19 protein-coding genes and 1 rRNA gene are annotated in these 22883 nt (G+C 69.9%); 9 read left to right on the top strand and 11 right to left on the bottom strand.

The window, feature by feature from the left end; all coding sequences use genetic code 11:
* Nucleotides 1-88: ribosomal RNA gene (gene rrf / locus ACIOC1_RS28485) — 5S ribosomal RNA — on the top strand; the annotation flags it as partial.
* Between the two features lie 70 nt (nt 89-158).
* Nucleotides 159-692, top strand: coding sequence for a GNAT family N-acetyltransferase (locus ACIOC1_RS28480; protein WP_401856770.1), 534 nt, complete (start codon nt 159-161; stop codon nt 690-692).
* 86 nt (nt 693-778) lie between these two features.
* On the opposite strand, the gene ACIOC1_RS28475 is transcribed toward ACIOC1_RS28480, so the two are convergent.
* Entirely contained in the window at nt 779-1780 is a 1002-nt protein-coding gene (locus ACIOC1_RS28475) for a hydroxyacid dehydrogenase (RefSeq protein WP_401856768.1), read from the bottom strand.
* A 447-nt stretch (nt 1781-2227) separates the two neighbouring features.
* Between ACIOC1_RS28475 and ACIOC1_RS28470 the strand changes: the two genes are divergently transcribed.
* From ACIOC1_RS28470 to ACIOC1_RS28455, 4 genes are all read left to right on the top strand, one after another.
* On the top strand, nt 2228-3082 hold the full coding sequence (locus ACIOC1_RS28470; protein WP_188285565.1) for a sugar ABC transporter permease: 855 nt from the start codon (nt 2228-2230) through the stop codon (nt 3080-3082).
* A gap of 101 nt (nt 3083-3183) precedes the next feature.
* On the top strand, nt 3184-4047 hold the full coding sequence (locus ACIOC1_RS28465; RefSeq protein ID WP_188285559.1) for a carbohydrate ABC transporter permease: 864 nt from the start codon (nt 3184-3186) through the stop codon (nt 4045-4047).
* 96 nt (nt 4048-4143) lie between these two features.
* Nucleotides 4144-5796, top strand: a complete 1653-nt coding sequence (locus ACIOC1_RS28460; protein ID WP_401856766.1) for an extracellular solute-binding protein — start codon at nt 4144-4146, stop codon at nt 5794-5796.
* A 213-nt stretch (nt 5797-6009) separates the two neighbouring features.
* On the top strand, nt 6010-7185 hold the full coding sequence (locus tag ACIOC1_RS28455; RefSeq protein ID WP_401856764.1) for a LacI family DNA-binding transcriptional regulator: 1176 nt from the start codon (nt 6010-6012) through the stop codon (nt 7183-7185).
* A 79-nt stretch (nt 7186-7264) separates the two neighbouring features.
* Here the strand turns inward: ACIOC1_RS28455 and ACIOC1_RS28450 are convergent, their stop codons facing one another.
* From ACIOC1_RS28450 to ACIOC1_RS28415, 8 genes are all read right to left on the bottom strand, one after another.
* Nucleotides 7265-8398 carry an ARPP-2 domain-containing protein gene (locus ACIOC1_RS28450; protein WP_401856762.1) on the bottom strand — a complete coding sequence of 378 codons (1134 nt, stop codon included), beginning with the start codon at nt 8396-8398 and terminating at the stop codon, nt 7265-7267.
* Nucleotides 8395-9822: a hypothetical protein gene (locus ACIOC1_RS28445; protein WP_401856760.1), complete on the bottom strand. Its 1428-nt coding sequence runs from the start codon at nt 9820-9822 to the stop codon at nt 8395-8397. Before ACIOC1_RS28445 ends, ACIOC1_RS28450 begins: the two co-directional genes overlap by 4 nt.
* Nucleotides 9823-10291: 469 nt before the next feature.
* The gene (locus ACIOC1_RS28440) at nt 10292-11974 is read right to left on the bottom strand and encodes a type VI secretion protein (RefSeq protein ID WP_401856758.1); all 1683 of its coding nucleotides are present in this window, start codon (nt 11972-11974) and stop codon (nt 10292-10294) included.
* A 13-nt stretch (nt 11975-11987) separates the two neighbouring features.
* Complete coding sequence (locus tag ACIOC1_RS28435; RefSeq protein ID WP_188285564.1) at nt 11988-13415, bottom strand: ATP-binding protein; 1428 nt, start codon at nt 13413-13415, stop codon at nt 11988-11990.
* A 32-nt stretch (nt 13416-13447) separates the two neighbouring features.
* Nucleotides 13448-14992, bottom strand: a complete 1545-nt coding sequence (locus tag ACIOC1_RS28430) for an SCO6880 family protein (RefSeq protein ID WP_401856756.1) — start codon at nt 14990-14992, stop codon at nt 13448-13450.
* Nucleotides 14989-16350 (bottom strand): hypothetical protein, encoded by a 1362-nt coding sequence (locus ACIOC1_RS28425; RefSeq protein ID WP_401856754.1) that lies wholly within the window; start codon nt 16348-16350, stop codon nt 14989-14991. Before ACIOC1_RS28425 ends, ACIOC1_RS28430 begins: the two co-directional genes overlap by 4 nt.
* A complete protein-coding gene (locus tag ACIOC1_RS28420) occupies nt 16340-17197 on the bottom strand; it encodes a hypothetical protein (RefSeq protein WP_401856752.1) in 858 nt (285 codons plus the stop codon). Before ACIOC1_RS28420 ends, ACIOC1_RS28425 begins: the two co-directional genes overlap by 11 nt.
* 198 nt (nt 17198-17395) lie before the next feature.
* Entirely contained in the window at nt 17396-17704 is a 309-nt protein-coding gene (locus ACIOC1_RS28415) for a hypothetical protein (protein WP_093717809.1), read from the bottom strand.
* A 280-nt stretch (nt 17705-17984) separates the two neighbouring features.
* Between ACIOC1_RS28415 and ACIOC1_RS28410 the strand changes: the two genes are divergently transcribed.
* The 3 genes from ACIOC1_RS28410 (at nt 17985) to ACIOC1_RS28400 (ending at nt 20699) form a co-directional block, all read left to right on the top strand.
* On the top strand, nt 17985-18989 hold the full coding sequence (locus tag ACIOC1_RS28410) for a bifunctional lytic transglycosylase/C40 family peptidase (RefSeq protein WP_355341827.1): 1005 nt from the start codon (nt 17985-17987) through the stop codon (nt 18987-18989).
* Between the two features lie 259 nt (nt 18990-19248).
* Nucleotides 19249-19959: a phosphatase PAP2 family protein gene (locus ACIOC1_RS28405; RefSeq protein ID WP_401856750.1), complete on the top strand. Its 711-nt coding sequence runs from the start codon at nt 19249-19251 to the stop codon at nt 19957-19959.
* Between the two features lie 65 nt (nt 19960-20024).
* The gene (locus tag ACIOC1_RS28400) at nt 20025-20699 is read left to right on the top strand and encodes a hypothetical protein (protein WP_401856748.1); all 675 of its coding nucleotides are present in this window, start codon (nt 20025-20027) and stop codon (nt 20697-20699) included.
* Here ACIOC1_RS28400 and ACIOC1_RS28395 read toward each other — a convergent pair.
* Both ACIOC1_RS28395 and ACIOC1_RS28390 read right to left on the bottom strand, forming a co-directional pair.
* Nucleotides 20677-21363 carry a hypothetical protein gene (locus tag ACIOC1_RS28395; protein ID WP_401856746.1) on the bottom strand — a complete coding sequence of 229 codons (687 nt, stop codon included), beginning with the start codon at nt 21361-21363 and terminating at the stop codon, nt 20677-20679. The genes ACIOC1_RS28400 and ACIOC1_RS28395 overlap by 23 nt on opposite strands.
* Nucleotides 21364-21400: 37 nt before the next feature.
* Nucleotides 21401-22732, bottom strand: a complete 1332-nt coding sequence (locus tag ACIOC1_RS28390; protein WP_401856744.1) for a putative T7SS-secreted protein — start codon at nt 22730-22732, stop codon at nt 21401-21403.
* Nucleotides 22733-22883: the final 151 nt, after the last annotated feature.

Below are 22883 nucleotides of genomic sequence, written 5' to 3'. Positions count from 1 at the left end.
CGGTTACATTCCGAACCCGGAAGCTAAGCCTTTCAGCGCCGATGGTACTGCAGGGGGGACCCTGTGGGAGAGTAGGACACCGCCGAACAATCTTTCAGCTCGGGTCCTCCGAATTTAATTCGGAGGACCCGAGCTTTTTTGCGTTGTACCGTCGGATGATGCGGTACGAGATACGGCCGGTGGTACCGGCGGAGTGGCAGCGGATCCGGGCACTGCGGTTGGCAGCGCTCCAGGACCCGGTCAGCAGCATGGCCTTCGCGCGGACCTTCGAGGAGGAGGCCGCGCTGAGCGACACGGTCTGGCAGCGACGGGCGTCCGGTGCCGGATCCCAGCAGTTCGTCGCCATCGACCGTGACGCGGTCCGCAAACCCGACGAGACAGACGGACACCAGGGCGGCGCCTGGGTCGGCATGCTCACCGTCGTCGTTGAGCGGCCCGACTACTTCTCCGTCAACGCGGTCTATCTGGTCCCCGAGACCCGCGGAACCGGTCTGGCCGAGCGCCTGTTCGCCGCCGCCATCGCCTGGGCCTGGGACCGTACCGACCGCGTGTACCTGTGGGTCCACCAGGACAACGGCCGTGCCGAGTCCTTCTACCAGCGCTTCGGCTTCATCCGCACCGGCGAGACGATGAAGTATCCGCTGAACCCGTCCGAGACGGAGTACGAGATGGTGCTCTTCAGGGACCGCTAGGCCGCGCCGCCGGACGACGACGAATCCGGCGCCGTACCGCCGTACCGCCGTACCGCTGCACGCCGCCGTACGCGATGTGCGCCGCCTTACGCGATGCGCGCCAAGTCGTCCGCCAGCACGGCTCCCAGGAGGGCCTCGCCGTGTGTCCAGCGCTCGACCTCGTCGACGGCGTAGGCACCGAGCCGTTGGACCTCTGTGCCCTGGCAGCCCGCGATGTGCGGGGTGAGCAGGACGTTGCGGAGGCTGTGCAGCCGGTGGCCGCGGGGGAGTGGTTCGGGGTCGGTGACGTCGAGGTAGGCGTCGAGGCGGCCCGCGGCGCATTCGCGGGTGAGGGCCGCGGTGTCGACCAGCCGGCCGCGTGCGGTGTTGATGACGGAGGCGCCGTCGCGCATCAGGGCCAGGCGGCGGGCGTCGAGCAGGTGGTGGGTCTCGGGCAGATCGGGTGCGTGCACGGTCACGATGTCGGAGGTCGCGCACAGTCCGTCGAGGTCCACGAGTTCCGCGCCGAGAGCGGTGGCCTGGGCGGCGGAGACGTACGGGTCGGCGAGCAGGACGCGGAAGTCGGAGGGGGCGGCGAGGAGCCGGGCGATGACGCCGCGGCCGATGCGGGAGGCGCCGATGACGCCGACGACGGCGCCGTCCGCGCCGCGCCGGTCGCGGTAGCCGAGGAGTTGGCCGTCGGTGTACTCGGCGGCGGTGCCGAGCGCGCGGCGGGCGGCGAGGACGACCGTGGCCATGGTGAAGTCCACGACGGGACCGGCGTTGGCGTCGGCCGCCGACGAGACGGCGATGCCGCGCTGCCAGACCTCGGGCCCGACGTGGCCTTTGACGGTGCCGGCGGCGTGGATGACGGCGCCGAGCCGGGGCGCGAGGGCCAGGACGGCGGAGTCGACGGCGGGCGCGCCCCAGCCGGTGAGCAGTACGTCGGCGTCGGCGAGCGCGGCCCGCGCGGCGGGCGTCGTGGTGTCGGTGACGAGGGCGGGGTGGACGGCCGCGAGGGCGTCGAGCCGGGTGCGCAGGGGGGCCGGAAGTACCAGGTCGAGGATGTCCGGACGCATCGCCAGCACCAGATTCGGACGCTCCGCCATGTCTGCCCCTCACGTGTCCGCAGGTCTGCGTGGGTCTGTGCACGGTGACGTGCTCGTGTTCGTGGTCCTGCTCGTGTTCATGTTCGTCGTCGTGCGCTGTGCGGCGCCGTGCGTGCGGGCCGCTGTCCGCGCACATCGGTGTAATCGGTTTCTTTCTCTGGCTCTGAGATTAGGGCCGACGCCATCAGAGGTCAACGCCTTGGGCTGCGGGAGGGGTTGACCTGTCGTAGTAACCGGTTTAGGTTCCGTCCCACCTTAAGCGTCGAGGAGGACGCGATGGCGATTGCCGAACAGGACGCCACCAGCCGCGCCGATGCGGTGGGCGCGTCCGAACGACGCGTGAGACGCGCGAAACGCCTGGCCCGTAGGGGCGGGGCGAACCGTGTGAAGCCCGAGCCCGGCTCGCGCCGCAAGCGGCTGCGCAGGGATGCCGCCCTCGTCCTGCTGATGGCGCCCGGCGTGGCGTACTTCCTGCTTTTCCATTACGGCGCGATGGTCGGGAACGTCATCGCGTTCAAGGACTACGTGCCTTTCGACGGGCTCTGGGCCAGCCAGTGGGTGGGCTTCGCGAACTTCCAGCGGATGTTCGGCGACCCGGACTTCTGGGCCGCGGTCGTCAACACCCTGTGGATAGCGCTGCTCCAGCTCGTCTTCTTCTTCCCCGTGCCGATCGCGCTGGCGATGCTGCTGCACAGCCTGACCCGCGACAGCGTGCGGCGGTTCGTGCAGAGCGTGGCGTATCTGCCGCACTTCCTGTCGTGGGTCATCGTGGTGGCCCTCTTCCAGCAGGTGCTCGGCGAGACCGGGCTGCTCAACAGCGTGCTCGGCGACGCCCACCTGCACACCGTGAACATCATCGGCAACCCCGACGCGTTCAAGCCGCTGGTCGTGGCCCAGGTGATCTGGAAGGACTGCGGCTGGGGCACGATCATCTTCCTCGCCGCGCTGTCGCAGGTCGACGAGCAGCAGTACGAGGCCGCGGCGATCGACGGCGCGGGTCCGTGGCGGCGGTTCTGGCACGTCACCCTGCCGTCGCTGCGGCCGATCATCGTTCTCCTGCTGATCATGAGGCTCGGCGACATCCTGTCGGTCGGCTTCGAGCAGATGCTGCTCCAACGGCCCGCGGTCGGGCCTGAGGCGGCCGAGATCATCGACACCTTCGTCTACTACAAGGGCATCATCGGCGGCGACTTCGGCTATGCCGCCGCGGCCGGTCTCTTCAAGGGCGTCGTGGGCGCCGTACTCGTCTTCACCGCCAACAAGGTCGCGCACCGGCTGGGCGAGCAGGGGGTCTACCGATGAGCGCCGTTCAGTCCGCCGGTCGCACGCCTCGTACCGGCCCGTTCCGTTCGGTCCGCCCGCGTCGTTCGAGTCGCCCGGTCCGTCCCGTCCGTCCTTCGTGGATGGAGAAGCCGAAGCCCGTCACCCAGGCGGCCAAGGCGGTGGCCCTGGTCGCCGTCGTCCTGCTGGTCACCGTCCCGTTCCTGATCATCGTGTCGACCAGCTTCGCGTCCAACAAGGACGTGGTCGCCAACGGCGGCTGGGTGCTGTGGCCGGAACACCCCACCCTGCGCGCCTACCGGGAGATCTTCGACGGCAGCATCGTCACCCACGCGCTGTGGGTGAGCGCTGGTGTGACGATCATCGGCACGGCCCTCAGCCTCGCCTGCACGATCGGTCTGGCGTACGCGCTCAGCCGTCCCCAGGTCTTCGGCGGCAAGCCGATCCTGCTGCTGATCCTGTTCACCTTCCTCTTCCCGCCCGGCATGATCCCCGGCTTCCTGCTGGTCAAGGGCCTGAACATGCTCGACAGCTACGAGTCGTTGATCGCACCCGTCCTGATCAATGTGTTCAACCTCGTCGTACTGCGCGGCTTCTTCCAGTCGATCCCCGAGGAGCTGTACGAGGCGGCCCGGCTGGACGGCGCGGGCGAGTGGCTGATCCTGCGCAGGATCGTCCTCCCGCTGTCCAAGGCGGCCCTCGCGGTCGTCGGGCTCTTCTACGCGGTCTCGTACTGGAACGCCTGGTTCTACGCGTCGATCTACCTCAACTCCGACCACTGGCCGCTCCAACAGGTGCTGCGCACGTATGTCATCGGGGGTGCGCAGCTCGCGGACTCCGGGGCCAGCGAGGCGGGGATGGTCTCGTCGCCCCAGACGATCCAGATGGCGGTGCTGGTGGTGGCGACCGTGCCGATCCTCGTCGTCTACCCCTTCCTCCAGAAGTACTTCACCAAGGGCGTGCTGACCGGCGCCATCAAGAGCTGAGCCGTACGCGGGCCGCGGACCGAGTGGCCGCGGACCGTGCCGCCGTACCCGTATCACCGCACCCGCATCGCACCCGTACCCCTGAAAGGACTGACCGTGAGCACCTCGTCGTTCTCGCGGCGTACCCTGCTGCGCTCGATCGCCGCAAGTGGCGCCGCTCTGGCCGCCCCATCCGTTCTCGCCGCCTGCTCGTCCTCCTCGTCCGGCGGCCACGATGTGAGCAACGCGGGCAAGAAGCTCGCACCCTGGCCGACGTACAAGCCGGTCAGCGGGCCCGCGCCCGATCTGCCGGGGACGGCGGACAGGGTGCAGCCGGGTTATCTGACGTATCCCAAGAACCTGGTCAGCGCGGTCGCCGACAAGCCGGGCAACGGCGAGACGATCAAGGTGATGACGATCTCGTACGGGACGCCGCCGAAACCCGCGTCGGAGAACAAGTTCTGGGCGGCGGTCAACAAGGCGCTGGGGGTGAACATCGAGTTCACGGTCGTGCCGGACTCCGACTACGACAACAAGATGGCCACCTTGATGGCGGGCAACGACCTGCCGGACGTCATCAACCTCGGCGGTGGTCACGTACTGCCCCGCGAGGCGCAATTCGTGCAGGCCAAGTGCGCGGACCTGAGCGAGTACCTGGCGGGCGACGCGGTCAAGGACTACCCGAATCTGGCGAACATCCCCACCTACGCGTGGGAGGACATGGGCCGGATCAGCGGGCGGATCCTCGGCATTCCGGTGCAGCGGTCCGCGCCCGGCACCACGCTGTGGATCAACAACGACATCTTCAGCGCGGCCGGCATGAAGGACGGCTGGACGTCGGACGACTTCATGGCCGTCGCCAAGGAGGCGACGCACGGCAAGAAGTACGCGCTGGGCGCGGCGCAGCAGACCGGCTTCGGCTTCGCGGTGCACACGATGGCGTTCGGCGCGCCGCAGGAGTGGAAGCTCGACGGCGGGCACTTCGTCGACGCGTACGGCACGGACGAGTACAAGGCGGGCCTGGAGTTCATGCTGAAGCTGCGGCAGGCGGGAACGTACCTGCCGAACGCGCTCAGCACCTCCACCGTCGACTGCAAGACGCTCTTCTACAACGGCACGGTCGCGTCGATGGGTGACGGCTTCGGGGCACTGACCACGAGCATCCCGAGCATCAAGGACGCCTTCGTCCTGGACGGCGCGGTGCCGTACACGCCGTCGGGCGGTGGCAAGCCCGGCATGGAGCGGGCGCGCGGGATCTTCGGCTACACGGTGCTGAAGAAGGCCGCGCCCGAGCGGATCAAGCTGATCCTGCGGGTGCTCGACTACTTGGCGGCGCCGTTCGGCACCAAGGAGTACGAGCTGACGCACTTCGGCATCGAGGGCACGCACTTCACGCGTGACGCGGAAGGCTCGCCGATACCGACGGACCTCGGTCTGGTGGAGAGCACCGTCAATCTTCCGATCAAATACCTGTCCGACGCGCCGCAGGTGCTCTACCTGCCGGGGCGGCCGGACGACGTCAAGCGCAGCCACGCCTGGCAGGTGAAGATCGCGCCGATGCTCGTACGCAATCCGCGGTTCGGCCTCCAGTCGGAGACTTTCACCCGGTCGGGAGCCACCATCGGGCAGTACCGGCTCGACACGATCGGCGCGATCGTGGCCGGGCGCAAGCCGCTGAGCGCGTGGGACGAGGCGGTGAAGAAGATGCGCGGCGACGGCCTGAACAAGATCGCCGACGAGTACGCGGCGGATTACGCGGCCAACCACTGACGCCCTGTGCCTGCCGCCCGGCCCCGCACTACTACGCTGGGCGGCAGCGCGGGGGGCGCCGGGCGCCGCGTCGAACGATGTGTCGAACGAAGCGTCGGGCGTGGGACCAGGCCCTGCGCTGAGCCTGGCGCCGGGCCGTGGGTCGGTCCTTGCGTCGCGTGTTGGCCGTCGCGGATCCGGAGCCGCGGGCCGCTGAGGAATCGGATGGCGGGGATGGCGGAGACTGCACCAGAGCCGGGGCCGGGCAACGGGCCGGGCGCGGGAAGCCCCACGGTTGCGGGGACCGCGGCGGGTGCGGGCGGCGGGAGCCGGCGTGTCACCATCCGCGATGTCGCCGTCCGGGCGGGTGTCTCGGTCGCCACCGTCTCGCGGGCGCTGGCCGGGAACTACCCGACGTCGGCCGCCGCGCGCGCCAAGGTGCTGCGGGCGGTCAAGGACCTCGACTACGTGATCGACGGCCGAGCGCGGGCGCTGGCCGGGACGGGGCCCAAGACGGTCGCGGTGATCATGATGTCGGTCGACAGCTACTTCTTCGCCGCCGTCGCCCAGGGCGTCGAGCAGGAGGCCGCCGCGCGCGGCCGGCTGTGCATGGTGTGCAGCCACGGCGGTGACGAGGCACGGGAGCTGGCGCTGGTGCAGATGATGCGTGAGCAACGCGCCGAGATCGTGATCCTGGTCGGCGGCGCGGTCGAGGACGAGGCGTACCGCGTGCGGCTGACCGAATACGCGCACGGGCTCGCCGCCGCGGGCTCCCGGCTCGTGCTGTGCGGGCGCCCCGCGCCGAGCCCCGACACCCCGGTCATCGCGGTGGAGTACGACAACGAGGCCGGTGCGTACGCCGCCGTCAGCCACCTGCTGTCCGCCGGGCACCGGCGGATCCTCTACCTGGGCACGATGCCGGGGCACAGCACGGCCGAGCCGCGCGTGCGCGGTTACCAGCGTGCGCTGGCCGACCACGGGCTCGGGCCGGAGCACCAGCGGATCGCGGGTATCGGCCTCGGTCGCACCAACGGCTACAACTCCATGCGGGACCTGCTCGCGCGGTGCGACGGCAACCCCGACTTCACCGCGGTCTTCGCCGGTGACGACCTGGTCGCCGCGGGCGCGATGGCCGCCATGCGCGAACGCGGGCTCCGCACCCCCGAGGACATCTCGGTGGTCGGCTACAACAACGACGATGTTTCCCAAGACCTCAACCCTCCCCTGACCACCGTCAACATCCCTTCCTACGAGCTCGGCCGCGCCGCCGTCCGCCTGGCCCTCGCCGAAGAGGACGCCGGCCTCCCCGGCTCCGCCCGCGGCACCGCCCAGACCCGCCATCTCCTGGGCACCCACATCGTCCTGCGGGAGTCCGTGCGACGGCTCACGGCGGAGGAGTCGGCGCTTTAGGAGCGCGGTCCTTCGCGTTCGCTCCCGCGGTGGGCGGTCCCCGAGTTCTTCTCGGAGGCGGCCCTCCGCAGAGGCGTCCTCATCCCTGGCGGAGCAGTGAACCGAATCCCGCCGCCCGCAGGCGCGAAGCGAATTCCCTCTCGTCCAGCCCGAATTCCTCCGCCGTCCGTCCCAGGTGCCAGTCGTGCGCTGCCAACCGTTCCAACAGGTGTCCGCGCCGAATCTGCGTCTCGGACAGACGAAAGGTCTTCAGATACGCGAGCCGACCGTCCGCCGCGGTGATGACCTCACCTATGTGGTTCTCCTCGCGGGGCCGAAAGGCCGGTATGAATCGCGACAGCGTGAACCCGCCCGCCCGGTACACCTTCCGTGTCGCGTACTCGGTATTCAGCAGCCCCGCCGCCATCGTCCCGTCGTGGAATTCCGCCCACGCCCGCTGTTCCGCGGCCACCGCCGCTCGCAGATCCGCCGTCGTCCGCACCCGCGTCTCGTCGATCCTCGGCACGAAGTCCGGCACGGCCGCGCTCAACAGGGCGTATTGGTAGATGAGTTCCCCGTACAGATCCTGGACGAGCGTGGCGTGCAGCGCCCGGTAGTCCTCCGGGTGCGGTACGACGAAGGCCGCGGCGAGGGCGTCGGCCGCGTAGAGCAGCACCCCGCACTGGCCCGGGTGTATCTCGAACACCTTCAGCGCGTCACCGAGCCCGCGCACGGTCACGCCGATGTACGCCTCCTCCACCCGAGGCGAAAGGCCCTGCCTCAGCGCCCGCTGCGACCACTCCTCCCACGCGATGGTCGGGCCGCCGAAGTGCAGCGCCAGATAACCGTCGAGCGCGAGGTGCAGCGGCAGGAACCGCAGTCGGTGCTTGGCCTCTCGGCGTGCCATCCGGCGGTGGATGCGCAGCGGCATCGCGGTCACGGGCTCGGCGTCCCGGTCGCCGCGCAACTGTGTCCCGTACGCCGCCGCGGCGCCCGCATGACCGCTGTCCGCGCCCCAGTCGGCGACGAAGCCGTGCGGGATGTACGACGTGTAGGTGGTGCGCGGCCCAACCGTCACCACACCGATGCCGTCCCCGTACAGCTCGGCGTGCAGCCGCAGGCCCGGCAGCGGTTCGGCGCGGACCAGCGGGACGAGGCGGATGCCGCCCCAGACCTGCGAAGGGCGCGTGGTGAGTCCGGCCAGGTCGAGGCGGAGGGTGCCGGTGGCGGTCATCGGGCCTCCTCGGGTGCGGTCAGGAACGCGGTGATACGGCTGTCCAGGTGGGCGCGCAGCTCAGGCAGGCCGGTGCGGCCGCTGGCGAACCGCGCCAGGCCGACCAGCGACGGCAGATCCTCGGCGTCGCGGATGCCCGCGGTCGGTACGGTCGGGGCCAGGCGGCGCACGTCGAAGTCGTCCGCGTCGTACACGGGGTTGAGGTGTACGACCGTGACCCGCCCGTCCGGGTCGAGCCGCGTCCGCCATACGCGCAGCACCTCGGCGGCCAGCCCCGGCGGTGCGTTGTCCCAGCCGTCGGAGATGATCAGCAGCCGGTCCGGGCCGGTCTCCAGCGCGTCCAGAATCCGCTCGCCGAGCGGGGTCGCCCCGTGCGGGAACGCCAGCAGCGGATCGCTCCGTCCCGATGTCCACAGGGGTGTGTACGAGTCGGCGAGTGCCTCCAGAAGGTGGTGGGCTGCGAGCGCCACCGCAAGCGGGCGGCGCCGCTTCTGGCCGGAGCCGTAGGAGGAAAAGCTGTCGTCCAGGACTGCCGCGACCCGGCCCCAGCCGCGCTCGCCGCGCGCGGCCCGGCGCGCGGCGGCCCGCAGCGCCGCTGTCAACTCCGCCCGCCGCCCGGCTCGTTCGTCCAGGGACAGCCCGAGGACGTACGAGGCAAGCCGGGTCAGCGGCATCCGCGTCAGGTCGGTCCGGACGGCGGTCGCGCCGTGGCGGCGCGCCGAGTCCTGGAAACGGAGCCGTTCGAGCCGGGTCATCCGGGGCGCGATCCGCTCCAGGAAAGCCGCGCGCGCGATGCCGTGCCGGGCCGCGAAGCCCTCCGCGACGGTGAACGGCAGCTCGTAGACCGCCGCCTGCTCGTAGTGCGCGCGGCGCCAGGTCTCCAGCAGCGGCGTCCCGTAGCGCGTACGGCGGCGCGGGGCGAACAGGAAGTCACCCAACTCGGCTTCTCGTGCGGGCAGGTGGGCGTGCCGCAGCGCCGTCTTCACCCCGGTCCGGTACTTGACGGCGTCGAACGCCGGGTCGGGGCGGGCGGCCAGCCAGTCCCGCATGATCGCGCGGGTGCGGCGGTTGTTGACCTTGGCCCGGCGCAGCGCGGCGAAGAGGGCGTAGACCCGCTGCGGGGGCAGTGCGGTCAGCCGTCGGGCGATCAACCGGCCCTCGGTGCGGCGCTGTTCGGGGGTCGCTTCGGTGGCGCTCTCCAGCAGTCGGCGGATGATCAGCGCGGCGTTGTGGTCGTTGATGTCGAGGGCGAGCGCGGCGGCGTACAGATCACGGTAGTTGCCCAGCATGTACGCGTGCAGGAAGTCGAGCGAGAGGTGCTGGGTGTCGGCGTCGGAGTGGAATTCGCGTTGGGCGGTGGATGTGGTCGCGGCATTGGCGAACAGGAGGACGTCCTCGGCGGCGATCAGTCCTTCTGGCTGCATGACGTGACTCCTGTCCTCGCGTAGGTGTGTTGGGGCGTCGATTGCTGGTGTGTTCGAGGCGTTCGGCGTCGACCGGGGAATGAGGGCGCGAGCTGCGAATCATTGCTTCAGAGGCAGGTTCCGGAAGTCGCGACGGAGTCCCGCGGTCGACTCTCGAACGGTAACAGGGTCGGCGGATTCGCTCGCGGAGTTTTCCACAGGGCGACTTTCGGCGAATGAGTTATCCACAGGCTGGAAATCAGTTGCCCCACGAGGACGGTGTGGAGCGGATACTGATGATCAGTGACAAGCGGACATTGACAACTCAACAGGGAGCAGAGGAAGCAGGGGCGCGAACCGGCCAGCCGGGGCGGGCGCCGCGCCCGCGTTCCCGCCGGGGGGCATCTCTCCCGTGCGTTCTCGCCCGCGTGTGCGCACACGCGGGCGGGCGCGTGGGCGCGGGCGTGCGGCCGGGCGCCCGCGCGCGGAATCAGCGGATGCGGACCGCGTCCGGGATCGACGGCGGGAGCGTGTCGGCCGTCTCATCGCCGAGGGCCAGGCGCATGTCGGCGTGCTGCCACAGCGGCGCGTGCCAGCGCGCGAGCGCCTGTTCGGGGGAGCGCAGGACGGCGAGGGTGGGCAGACCGGAGTGGTGACCGGTGCTCAGCAGGTCCGACAGGCCCGGGAGCGGGGCCAGCGCGGCGACGTCGTCCAGGACGAAGGTCAGTGGTGGGTCGAGCCGACCGGCGGATGACGTTGCGGCCATGCGCCGGCCGTGCTCGACCACGCTGGAGACGAGTGCGGTGAGCAGGGGCATCGCACCCAAGTGGGTCCGCGGATCCTCGATGCGCTCACCCACTACGTAAAGTGTGCCCCTTTCCGCGACGAATGACTCCATGTCGAGGCCACCTGAGCGCGGTGGATTGCAGGCGTCGCGGATGTGTACCGCGTTCAGCGGTTCGAGGGTCTGGCGGATCAATGCCTGCGCCGCGTCCCGGCGTTCGGGGTGGGCGTGCAGCACCGACTCCAGTTCGCCGCTCCAGCCGGAGGCGGCCTCGGTGTCGGTACGCAGGATCCGCACCGCCTCACCGGCCGCTGAACCGCTCGCCGCCCAACGCTGCACCTGGCGGAATGGCCCGCCGTCCAGGGCCGCCGCGTGCAGCCAGCAGCGCAGCAGCGTCACGGCGGTGTCGTGGACGATGGCCTCGTCGGCGCGTGCGGGCCGCAGTGGCGCCAGCAGTGCGCCCGCGCGTATCCCAGCGGTCTCCGGTCGCTCGCAGCCGCCGTGCGGCGCCCACCGCAGCCGCCCGGGCACATCGAGGAGGTGCGCCGGATCGTAGACGTGGACGGGACCGAGCTTGCTGCGGTTGCCGACGGTCTGCTGATAGGTGTCCGGGTCCGCGGTGGTGACCACGGCGGGTCCCGCGGCGGCCAGGACGGCGGGCTGCACGATGCGCTTGGACTTGTCGCCGCGCGGGCTGGCGAACAGGGCATAGGTGCGGGTGACTTCACCGCCGGGCAGTGGGTCGGCGACGGGGTGCGGGATCGGGGCCGCGGCCGCGGTGCCGGTGGCTCCGGCGGCGGTGTGCCCGGTCGCTTCGGTGGCCGTGGCGGGGATCGGCTCGAAGACCGTGGTGGGCGCGTCCTCGCGCGGGCCTGCCGCGCCCGGCACGGAGCGGAACCAGGCGTCCAGGCCGTCGTCGCCCGCGGCCTTGGACCCGACCGGCTGGCCGCGGCGGCGGCGCGGCGAGGGCAACGGGGCGCGCTCCACCGGCGCGGGCGCCGCCTCAGGGGCCGGGGCGGGCGGGGCCTGGCGGGGTGCCCTCAGGCGGGCGCGGGTACGGGCCACCGCGTTCAGCACGAAGACGGTCAGGACGAACAGCACCATGAACTGGCTGATGAAGATGCCCCAGAACAGCCCGGAGCCGGGCAGTTGGCCGGGAGGCGAGTCGGGCCAGGCCGCGGCGACGTCGTGCGGTTCCGCGATCAGGTGCCGCATGGCCTGGGGGGTGCGGGTGAAGTGCACCTCGGCGGGCCAGCCGCCGTGCGAGAGGACCCCCGCGATGCCGGTGGCCGTCCACACCAGCAGCGTCACGCCCAGCAGGAAGCCGAGGACGCCGACGATCAGGCCGTCCGGCAGGCCCCCAGAGGACTCGCGTTTCCTCCCGGCCATGTCACCCCACCTCTCATGCCACCGCGTCGTCGGCCAACTGCTTGGCCAGCGCCACCTCGGCGGCGGCGTGTGCCTCGGCACGGGCCTCGGCCTCCGCCTCCGACGCCGCTTCGGCCTCGACCTCCGCTTCGTGCTCCAGGGAGGTCTCGGTCATCGCGCGGTCGGTGAAGACCAGGGGCCGTTCCGCCTCGGTGATCAGGTGCTTGACGACCTGCACATTGCCGTTGACGTCCCAGACGGCGATGCCGGGGGTGAGCGTCGGGATGATCTCCACCGCCCAGCGCGGCAGGCCGAGCACCCGCCCGGTGGCGCGCGCCTCGTCGGCCTTCTGGGCGTAGATGGTGCGGGTGGAGGCCATCTTCAAGATGGCGGCGGCTTCCTTCGCCGCGGCCCCGTCGACGACGTCCGAGAGGTGGTGGACGACGGCGACGAAGGACAGGCCCAGGCGGCGGCCGAACTTCAGCAGCCGCTGGAAGAGCTGGGCCACGAAGGGCGAGTTGATGATGTGCCAGGCCTCCTCGACCAGGAAGATGCGTTTCTTCCGGTCGGGCCTGATCCAGGTGTGCTCCAGCCACACACCGACGATCGCCATCAGGATCGGCATCGCGATCGAGTTGCGGTCGATGTGGGAGAGGTCGAAGACGATCAGCGGCGCGTCCAGGTCGATGCCGACGGTCGTGGGCCCGTCGAACATGCCCCGCAGGTCACCGTCGACCAGCCGGTCGAGCACCAGGGCCACGTCCAGGCCCCAGGCGCGGACGTCGTCCAGGTCGACGTTCATGGCCTCCGCCGACTCCTCCAGCGGGTGCCGCAGCCGTTCCACGATGTCGGTGAGGATCGGCTGCCGGTCGGTGATCGTCTCGATCACATAGGCGTGCGCGACCTTCAGCGCGAAGCCGGACCGCTCGTCGAGACCGCGGCCCATCGCGACCTCGATGATCGTCCGGAGCAGCGCGAGCTGACCGGTGAGGGTGATCGCCGGGTCCAGGGGATTGAGCTTGATGCCGCCGTCCAGCGCGGCCATCGGGTCCAGCCGGATGGGGGTTAATCCCAGCGACTTCGCGATGAGGTTCCACTCGCCGACGCCGTCCTCGCCCTGCGCGTCGAGCACCACGACCTGCCGGTCACGGAAGCGGAGCTGGCGCAGCACGTAGGTCTTCTCCAGCGCCGACTTGCCGTTGCCGGACTCGCCGAGGACCAGCCAGTGCGGGGCGGGCAGTTGCTGACCGTAGAGCTGGAAGGGGTCGTAGATGTAGCCCTTGCCCGAGTACACCTCGCGGCCGATGATGACGCCGGAGTCGCCGAGGCCGGGGGCGGCGGTGGGCAGGTACACCGCCTGGGCCTGGCCGGTGGAGGTGCGCACCGGCAGCCGCGTCGACTCGACCCGGCCGAACAGGAAGCTCGTGAAGGCGTCCGTGAGCGCCGCAAGAGGGTCCAGCATGGGCATGGCGGTGGCCTCCTCGTACGGGCGGACTAGCGGCGGATGCCGGTCGCGAACGGCAACGTATTAACGAATGCCCGGTGGTGCTCACGATCGCACCACTCAAGCTTCAAATACGACTTACCGGCGGAAGCGCGAATGGTGCGCTTGTCGCGCGCCAGCGCTTCCGGGGAGCGCGAGGACACCGTGATGTAGCCGACGAGGTTGACGCCGGCGGCGCCGCTCGCCAGGTCCTCGCCGCGCTGGTCGATCCGCCCGTGGTGGGCGACGTCGCGCGGGTCCACGACCCGGTTCATCTTCGCAGCGCGGCTGGCGTCGGCGTCGTCGTTGGTCTTCTCGGTCAGCATCCGCTCGATGGCCACATCGGTGGGTTCGAGGTCCATGGTGACCGCGACCGTACGGATCACATCGGGGGTGTGCACCAGCAGCGGCGCCAGGAAGTTCACCCCGACCGGCGTCATGGGCCACTCCTTGACCCACGCGGTGGAGTGGTTCCAGGGTGCGCGGGTCGACGACTCACGGGTCTTGGCCTGCAAGTACGTCGGCTCGGTCGCGTCCAGCTCGGCCGGCCAGGCGTTGCGGCGGGTCATCGCCTGGATGTGGTCGATGGGGTGGTCCGGGTCGTACATCGAGTGCACCAGCGACGACAGCCGGGCCTGGCCCAGCGGCTGCCTGACACGGATGTCGGCTTCGGCGAGACGGGCGCAGATGTCGTTGAGCTCACGGGCCATCACCGCGGCGAGTCCCGCGTCCTTGTCGACCTTCATGCCGCGGCCCGAGGTGGCGCGTGCCATCGCGTTGCCCTCGGCGGCCAGTTCGCGCGTGAAGTGCATGCACGCCACCAGATACGCGCGGTGCTGCTCGGAGGAGGTCGACACCATGGACTGGAGCTGGTCGTAGGAGTCCTTGAGCCAGTTCTCTGCCGCCGGGTCGCCGCGCTGGGCGACGTCCTTGGCGTGGGCGTCAGGGTCGGCGGGCAGGGTGCGGGCGAGCATCTGAAGCCGGGTCACGAAGCCGTCGCCGTTGGCCACATGCTTCAGCAGGGTGCCGAACCGCTCGACCAGGGCTTCCTGGTCCTCGCTGTCGCGCAGTCCGACGCCGGGTCCCTCGATCTCGATGGCGGCCGTCACCGTACGCCGGTCGACGTGCAGCAGCACCGCGATCTCGTCGGGCCCGAATGGCGCCGCCAGCCAACTGATCCGCCCGATCCCCGGCGGCGGCCCGACCTCGACCTCGCGCCCGTCGAGCCCGATCCCGGCCTCCTCGATCCCCGACCGGTAGGTGGGTGAGACCCGCAGCGTACGGCGGAAGGTGCGGTTGATCTCGAACCAGCGGTAGAACGTGCGCCGCCGGTACGGCATGTACACCGCGGCCAGGGCCAGCATCGGCCAGCCGACCAGGCCGACGATGCGCAGCAGCAGCACCGGGACCAGGAGGCCGCACAGCATGCCGAGGCCCGCTCCGGCCACGATCAGCGCGATCTCGCCGGTCTCCCGGTTCTTGCCCACGATCGCGTTGGGCCGGGCCTTGCCGATCAGATACGTACGGCGCGGCTGGGTGAAGGGCTGGGTCGTCACCGGCGATCACCTCCCTGCGAATTGCCGTTGTTCGATCCTGAGCCCGAGCCTCTGCCGAAGTTCGAGCCGAAGTTTCCGCCCCCGAAGCCGTTGCCACCGGTACGTGAGCCACCGCCGGAGCCGCCGCTCCCGCCGGACGGTCCCGGACTGCCGGTACGGCTGCTGTGCGCGGCCACCCCGCCTGCCACCGGGTTCGAGGGCTGAGAGCCGCCGCCCTGCGCCTGCTCCTGCGGGCCGCCGCGCGCGCTGTGCGTGTTGATGCCCTGCCGCACCAGCGCCGCGGGCGACGAGATCACCGCGGCTGCCTGGCTCTGGCCGCTGGCCTTGCGGTTGTTCCGCAGATTCACCACGTCGTCGCCGAAGCCGGGCACGAAGCGGTAGATCATCGCGCTCGCGAAGATCGCCAGCAGGATGATCGACAGGCCGGACACCACCGCTGAGAACGCGTCAGGCCCGTCCTTGGACGACGACAGCGCCCCGGCCAGACCCAGCACGATCACGATCACCGGCTTCACCAGGATCACCGCGATCATGATCCCGGCCCAGCGGCGCACGTGGCCCCACATGTTCTTGTCCACCAGACCCGCGTAGACCGCGGTGCCCAGCAGCGCCCCTACGTACAGCAGGGCCGCCCTGATCACCAGTTCGAGCCAGAGCACACCGGCGGCCAGGATCGACACCATCGACACCACGATCAGCATGATCGGGCCGCCGCCGATGTCCTTGCCCTTCGTCAGCGCCCCCGAGAACGACCCGAAGAACACATCCGTGTTCGATGACGTCCCCGACGAGATCACCTCCGTGACCGCGTCCGTCGCCGTCACCACCGTGTACAACACCAGCGGTGTGAACGCCGACGCCAGCACCGTCAGCCACAGAAACCCGACGGCCTCCGTCAGCGCCTCCGTCAACGGCACCCCGCGCACTGCCCGCTTCGCCACCGCCAGCAGCCACAGCACCAGCGTCAGAATCGTCGACGCCGCGAACACCACCGCGTACTGCCGCAGAAACGCGGTGTTCGTGAAGTCGACCTGCGTCGTCTTTGTCACGGCCTGGGACAGCTTGTCGATCGTCCACGCGGCGGCGTCGGCGCAGCCCCGCCCGAGGGACGTGAGCGGGTCGAGCGTGGTGCTGGAATCGGTCCCGCCCTTGGTGGAGGTGGAGGGCGCGCCGTTCTCGCAGTACGACTTGGCCGGGCCGATCAGCAGGGTGCACGAGTCCCTGCTGGGGGTCGGGGCGGTCGTGCTGGGCGCCGGCGGGGCGGCCATGGCCCGGCCGGCCAACAGGACCAGGCCCGCTGGCAGACCGGTCAGGACGGCCATGCGCGCGGTCACGCGCAGACCTCGGTTAGCGGGCATAGGTGAACCCTCCGTACTCCTCGACCGCCTTGGTGATGTCCGGGGCACTCGCGGCGGGCACGTCACCAGGTACGGGGGCCGGACCCGACGTCTGCGCATCGGATGCGATCTTCCAGTCGTTGCCGGACCACGTGAGCGTGAAGGTCCAGGTCATCCAGTCGGTGCGGACCGGGTCGGTGGAGCCGGTGCCCGCCATGCCGATCAGTGCCATGTACCAGACCGACACCCGCGCGGTGTCCGCGGTGTACGACTCGGTCTTGGTGCCCACGGGGACGGTGCGGGAGATGAAGGTCTTGCCTTGTGGCGCCTTGCCGCTCGCGTCCAGGCCCAGCTTGGCGAGGAAGTCCGCCGAGTAGGCCTGGTCCAGCGGGCCCTTGAGCTTGGCGGCGGCGGTCGGCGTGTAGATGGTGTCCACGATGTGCTGACGGGAGTCGGCGGTGAACATCTCGACCCCGCCCATCGCCACGGCGTAGTTCGCCGCCGCCGACTGCGCCCCCTCCCCGCTGTGCGCGAAGCCGGAGGGGATGCCGCCGCTCTTGCCGGTGACCGGCTTCTGGCCGGAGGGGGCGGTCGGGGCGTCCGTGCCGGTCTTGCCCCCGCCACCGCCACCGCCGCTGGAGCCGGCGGTGGCGCCGGAACCGGCCGCCGTGCCGTTGTCGGCGGAGCCGGAGGAGGACGGGTGGGAGCCGCGGTTGGCGAAGGCCAGGGCCGCGACGAGGAGGGCGATGATGCTGACGACGGTGACCAGGGCGCGCCGGGGCTGGGGGCGGCGGCCACCGCCTCCGTGGCCGCCGTGGCCCTCCGGCATCCGGGTCCTGGTCGGGGGTCCGTCCTGGCCGAGGCTCATCGTGCCTTCGCCCCCTGGGGCGCCCGCGCCGCGGGCACGCCGGAGCGGCGTGTGGCACGGACGGCACCGCTGCTTGGTTGAGTGGGCATCAGCACGCAGCCTCAGGTGGGAAGGTGGAGCCTGGGACGGGCTCCAGGGACGTCGACGGAGAAGCGGATACGAAGTGGGACGGGCGGCTGTTTCCAGCGGGTCTCGGGTCTAGACGGCCATCCCGTACACGATGGTGAACAGCGTGCCGAGTGATCCGATGATGAACACGCCGGTCAGCCCGGCGATGATCAATCCCTTGCCCTGCTCCGCGCTGAAGGTGTCGCGCAGCGCGGTCGCGCCGATCCTCTGTTTCGCCGCGCCCCAGATCGCGATGGCCAGGCACAGCAGGATCGCCACCGCCATGACCACTTCGATCATCACGCGTGCTTCATTGCCGAGGGACCCGAAGGGTCCCCAGTCCGGTGCGATGCCACCGATGATGGTGTTGATGTCGCCCTTAGCGGCTGCCACGAACATGTAACTCACCACCCCGCTCGATCAGTTGGCTCCCTCGCCGGGGCGCAAGGGTCCAGGGTCTATCTTGGCCGAGGATGACGCTGTTGCATGTCGACTCAACGACTTTCTCGGCGGATCGTCCGTGTGATCCGGCCCGTAGCCGTCAAAATAGTGCGCGGACCGGTGTTCGATAGGACGTAGACGACTACTCTGTGTATCACGAGCGTCACCGTAGGGCAACGATAGGAACGTACGAGACCGTACGAGTGCGTGTTCGGGAACCGAGAGGAAGGGTCGCCCTGTGGCGCGGAAGATCTGGCTCCCCGTCATTATCGGCTGTGGCCTGTGCTTTTCGTTCCTCGCGCTGCTCGTGGTGGGCACGTACTCGGCCGCGGCCGGGCTCGCGGGCGGTGGCGGCGGCGGGACGGTGACGCTCGCCAAGGGATCGGTTCCGGCCATATATCAGTCGCTCGTCCAGAAGTGGGGCAATCTCTGCCCCGCGCTCAACCCGGCGCTGCTGGCCGCGCAGCTCTACCAGGAGAGCGGATGGAACCCGCGGGCGCAGAGTCCGGCCGCCGCGCAGGGCATCGCGCAGTTCATTCCGGGCACCTGGGCCACCCACGGCATCGACGCCAACGGTGACGGCAAGGCGGACGTCTGGGACCCGGAGGACGCGATCCCGTCGGCCGCCTCGTACGACTGCGAGTTGGCGTCGTACGTGAAGAACGTGCCGGGCGACCGGACGGCGAACATGCTGGCGTCGTACAACGCGGGCGCCTACGCGGTGATAACGGCGGGCGGTGTCCCGCCGTACGCGGAGACCCAGAACTACGTGAAGATCATCACCAGCCTGTCGAAGAGCTTCGCCGCGCCGGTCGGCCGGGTCGCGCCGTCGCAGCAGGCGGCCGGGGCGATCTACTACGCGCAGCAGCGGCTCGGCACCGACTATCTGTGGGGCGGTGAGGGTACGGCGGCGCAGGGCGGGCGGTTCGACTGCTCGGGGCTGACGCAGGCCGCGTACCACTCGGTGGGGATCGAACTGCCGCGCGTGGCCAACGACCAGTGGAACGCCGGGGCGCACCCGTCGCGGGCCGAACTCCTCCCCGGCGACCTCGTCTTCTTCGCCACCGACCTGACCGACCCGCGCACCATCCACCACGTCGGGATCTACGTCGGCGGCGGCTACATGATCGACGCGCCGCACACCGGGGCCAAGATCCGCTTCGACCCGATCGGCTCGGCGGACTACATCGGGGCGACCCGCGTCACGCGCGACGGTGCGGCGGCGCTGCCGACGGCTCTGTAAGTCCCCGCCGCCCGACGCGGCTTTCGTGTCAGCTCTGCGTAAGGCTCTGGCCTGTGCGCCGGGCCGCAAATGGGCCAGATCGTCCTCTCCGGTCACCCTTGGATAACGGCATGGTGATCTTCTGGCGAAGACCGGAACGCTACGTAGCGTGTCGGTCGTTGTACGGGGGAGAATGGCGCGGGACGCAAGCGACGGGGGTTGCAGACGAGCCGAGCCGTACAGGCACAGTCAGTGAGTTGCTAGGTAAGGGGCACCACCCATGGCAGCGGTCGCCAATGACAGCGTGAACCCCGACATCAGCCTGCTCCGCGACATCAACGACCTGGCCAAGCACGCCCCGCGCGGTGTCGACTGGGCCGTGGAGTTCATCGGCGAGTACGGGCTGATCGGCCTCACCGTACTGCTGGCCGCCCTGTGCTGGTGGCGCGTCGCCCGCCGCGCCCCGGTCCCGGACGCCCCGGCCGCCGTCGCCGGTGTGCTGTGGTCCGGCCTCGCCGCCGGCATCGCCCTGCTGCTCAACATCCCGATCCGCGCCCTGGTCCAGCGGCCAAGACCCTTCGTGGACCACGACGGCATCGACGTCCTGGTCCACGGCAAGGCCGACTACTCCTTCGTGAGCGACCACGCCACGCTGACCGCCGCCATGGCCGTCGCCCTCTTCATGGTCAGCCGCAAGGTCGGCACCGTCGCCATACTGCTCGCCCTCGGCGAGGGCTTCTGCCGCGTCTACATGGGTGTCCATTACCCCACGGACGTCATCGGCGGCTTCGCCCTCGGCGCCGCCACGGCCCTCCTCCTCGCTCCCCTCGCCCTGGCCCTCCTCACCTCACTCACCACCGCGGTCTCCCACTCCCGCGCGGCCTCCCTCATCCACTCCCGCCACTGCCTCGCCACCACCACCCCCGCACCCCCGCGCCGCGGCCAGCACTACCCCCACCAAAGCGCCCACGACAAGGACCTCGCCGCGTAGGCAGTGTCGCGGGCGGAACGTGTGGGGCCGTGTGAAGGCTGCCGCCGAAGGGGAGGGAACGAAGCGTGGCCGACGATGTGTGGGTCGACGGGATCGACCTTGAACCAGGTGAGCGCCTGATTGCCCATGGCGGCGTCAAATTCGCCACCGGGCACTTCGGGATGGTCGACGGATTGCGCTTCTTTCGGGACTTCCAACGTCGGGACATCTCGGAGAGCCTGCCGGACTGGCCACCGAGTGACGCCCCCACCGAGGTGCCGGTCAAGCACACCCGACAGACGGCGTGGCGCAAGGCCGGTCGTTTCACCGAGTCCGCCTTGTCGTTGGTCATGTCCCTTGCCGTCGTCAGCCGGGACAGCAACGCCATTCCCGCCAACCTTGACCGGGCCAACGAATACGACGACTTCCCCGTGCTGTGGGCGGACCCTGGCACGGTCGCGTACGGCGCCCCCTGGCAACTGGACCCTGGCCGCAATACGGACAAGCCACAGGCTGTCGTCTGGCTGACGCAGCGGCGCGTGGTGTTCACCGATCCCGTGGGTGAGCCGCTGTGGGAGGTGTCGCGGAGCAAGCTCAAGGCCACGTCGTTGCGAAGGCTCAACAACCTGATTCCGGACGTTGTGCTGACGTTCACGGACGGATCGTGGATCCGGCTCGCCACGACCGACTACAAGGACATCGAATTGCGCGGGCAACTGGCGTCGCTCCGCCCCGAAGTCACGCCTGACCAGGCGGAGTAGTTCCCGCTGCCTCGCCCGCCGCGTGCGCTTCCACGGTAGGAAACGCGACGCTCTTCAGGACGGTTCCCAGCATCACCGAGAAGTTCTCCCAGTACTCCATGGCGGCGGTCTCCAGCGTGAGAACGGCCAGGCACGGTCCGTTGGGGAACGGGACGTACGCCTGCAGTCGGCCCATGCGCAGCGGCGCGTCCTTGCCCGTCGCCGTGTAGGCGCCGTTGAAGGTGACTTCCTGTACCGAGATGCCGGCCACCGCCGGGCCGCATGCGAGATCGAGCCGCAGGACGTCGACTCCGGTGGCGGTACGGGTCAGCACTTCCTGAATGCCGTTGGCGGCGATCTCCGGCGAAGCGTGCTGTGAGGGCACGACCGCGATCGTGAACGAACACTGCGCCACGCCGCCCGAGCCGGTGTCGAAGAATCCCATGGCGGCGAACTCCAACCCGGCACCCAGCATCGCGTCGGTGACGCCGTCGTAGACCGGGGCGAAGCCGTTCCAGATCCGGTCGTCGCCGTTCGGGTAGATCTCCCGCACCAGCCGTCCCAGCGCTTCCCGCCGCTCCTCGCCTTCGGCCGCCGTGTCCAGCGGCAACGGGTGGAACCCGTCCGGGAGTTCAAAGAAGAAGGGCGGAATGTTCTGTTCGGTGTCCTGGGTCGTCGTTGACATGGATGTCCGCCCTCCTCGGCTGGATCGGTCTGCCGGGTCAGAATGACGCGGCCCAGGCAAGGGCCTTGCCCGCTACTCGAATGTTCTCGGCTACCTGCGGGTGGGTCTTGTCCAACGTCTTCATGTCCTTGGCCAGTTCCAGCGGGACCGTCACCGCGTGGGTGGTGAGCTTGATGCCGCCGTCGATGGCGCGGGCCGCCGGAGACAGGGCCTCTATCGGCGCGCCACCGAACACCTTGAGCGCGGGGTTGAGCACCTTCGTGCCGATGAGCTGATTCGTACGGTTGAACTGGATGACGCCTTCGAGCGCGGCACGGCTGCGCCCCACCACGCCTGAGCCCTTGATGAACTCCTGCTCGACGCGTTCCCCGAACAGCACGTACGGCTTGACCGCCTTCACCGTCAGCGAGAGCCCCTTCACCGCTGATTCGGAGAAGCGCGCCGCCTCGGAGCCCACTTCTGCCACCTTCGCGCCCGTGGTGAACCCCTGAATGCCCGGCAGCACTCCCACGACGTCGAGGCCGAGCGTCAGCCAACTCACGTCCGCTCCGGCGAGCTTGGCCACAAGGTGTGTGGCGAGTGTCGCGGCACCGAAGGTGATGGCCGCAGCCGCGAAGAAGGCGCCGACCGGTTCGAACGGTGCCGTGAAGATCGCGATGGCGCCGAGCAGCGCGGTGGCCGCGCCCAGGAGGTCGCCGATGGTCTTGATGATGTCGGCGTTGTCCTTCACCCATTGGAGGGTGTTGTTCCAGGCGTCCTCGACGCCGTGCGCGATACGGCTGAAAAGGCCCGGTTTGTCCGGGGCGATGTCGCCGGCCTTGTCGAGGTCGTGGCTGATGGAGGTGGCGGCGGTGGTGAAGCGGTTGTGGAGTTCTTCGGCGCGGTGGCGCACGCCGTCGAGGGCGTTGGTGGCGTCGGTGACGGCTTGTTGGGCTTTGGCGTCCTTGCCGAGTTGGGCGGGGGTGACGAAGGCGGGCCGGTCGCCTGGGGGGTGGGGCGGGTCGGCGGCGGACTTCGCGTGGTCGAGGGAGCCCTGTTTGGTGGCGGCTTCCTTTTCGAGGGCGTCGGCCTCGGCCTGGAAGCCGTGGAGTTGGTCAGCCCAGCGGGACAGGGCGCTGGAGGCGCGGCCGAAGGAGTCGTGCGCCTTCTTGATCAGGGGCGCGACGTCGCTGTCGATGTGGGAGACGAAGGCCGTGGCGGCCTCGCCCTTCCAGTAGCCGCAGTCGAGCCGGTCCAGCTCGGTGACGGTCGCCGTCAACTCTCCGTGCAGGTCGCCCAGTTGGCGCGCCAGCGCGCGCGTCCTGTCCACGTCCCCCGGCGTCGGGTCGAATCCGAGCAGCGGGAACTTCCCCGCCCGCGCGTCCCCCATCGAACCCACCCTCCCCGCCCCGCCCGAAGCTCTGGTGTTCGAGTGATCGACGCTATACGTACGGTGATCGACGTGACAAGTGGGGCCCCTGGGGTGGGCGCGATTCCGGGAGTGAAGGGTGTGTGAAGTGTGCTGCGAACCGGTACCGATC

The sequence above is a fragment of the Streptomyces sp. NPDC088197 genome (genome assembly GCF_044741185.1).
Classification (GTDB): Bacteria; Actinomycetota; Actinomycetes; order Streptomycetales; family Streptomycetaceae; genus Actinacidiphila.
Note: the sequence above shows the minus strand (reverse complement) of the source record. Positions and strands in the feature narration are given on the sequence as shown.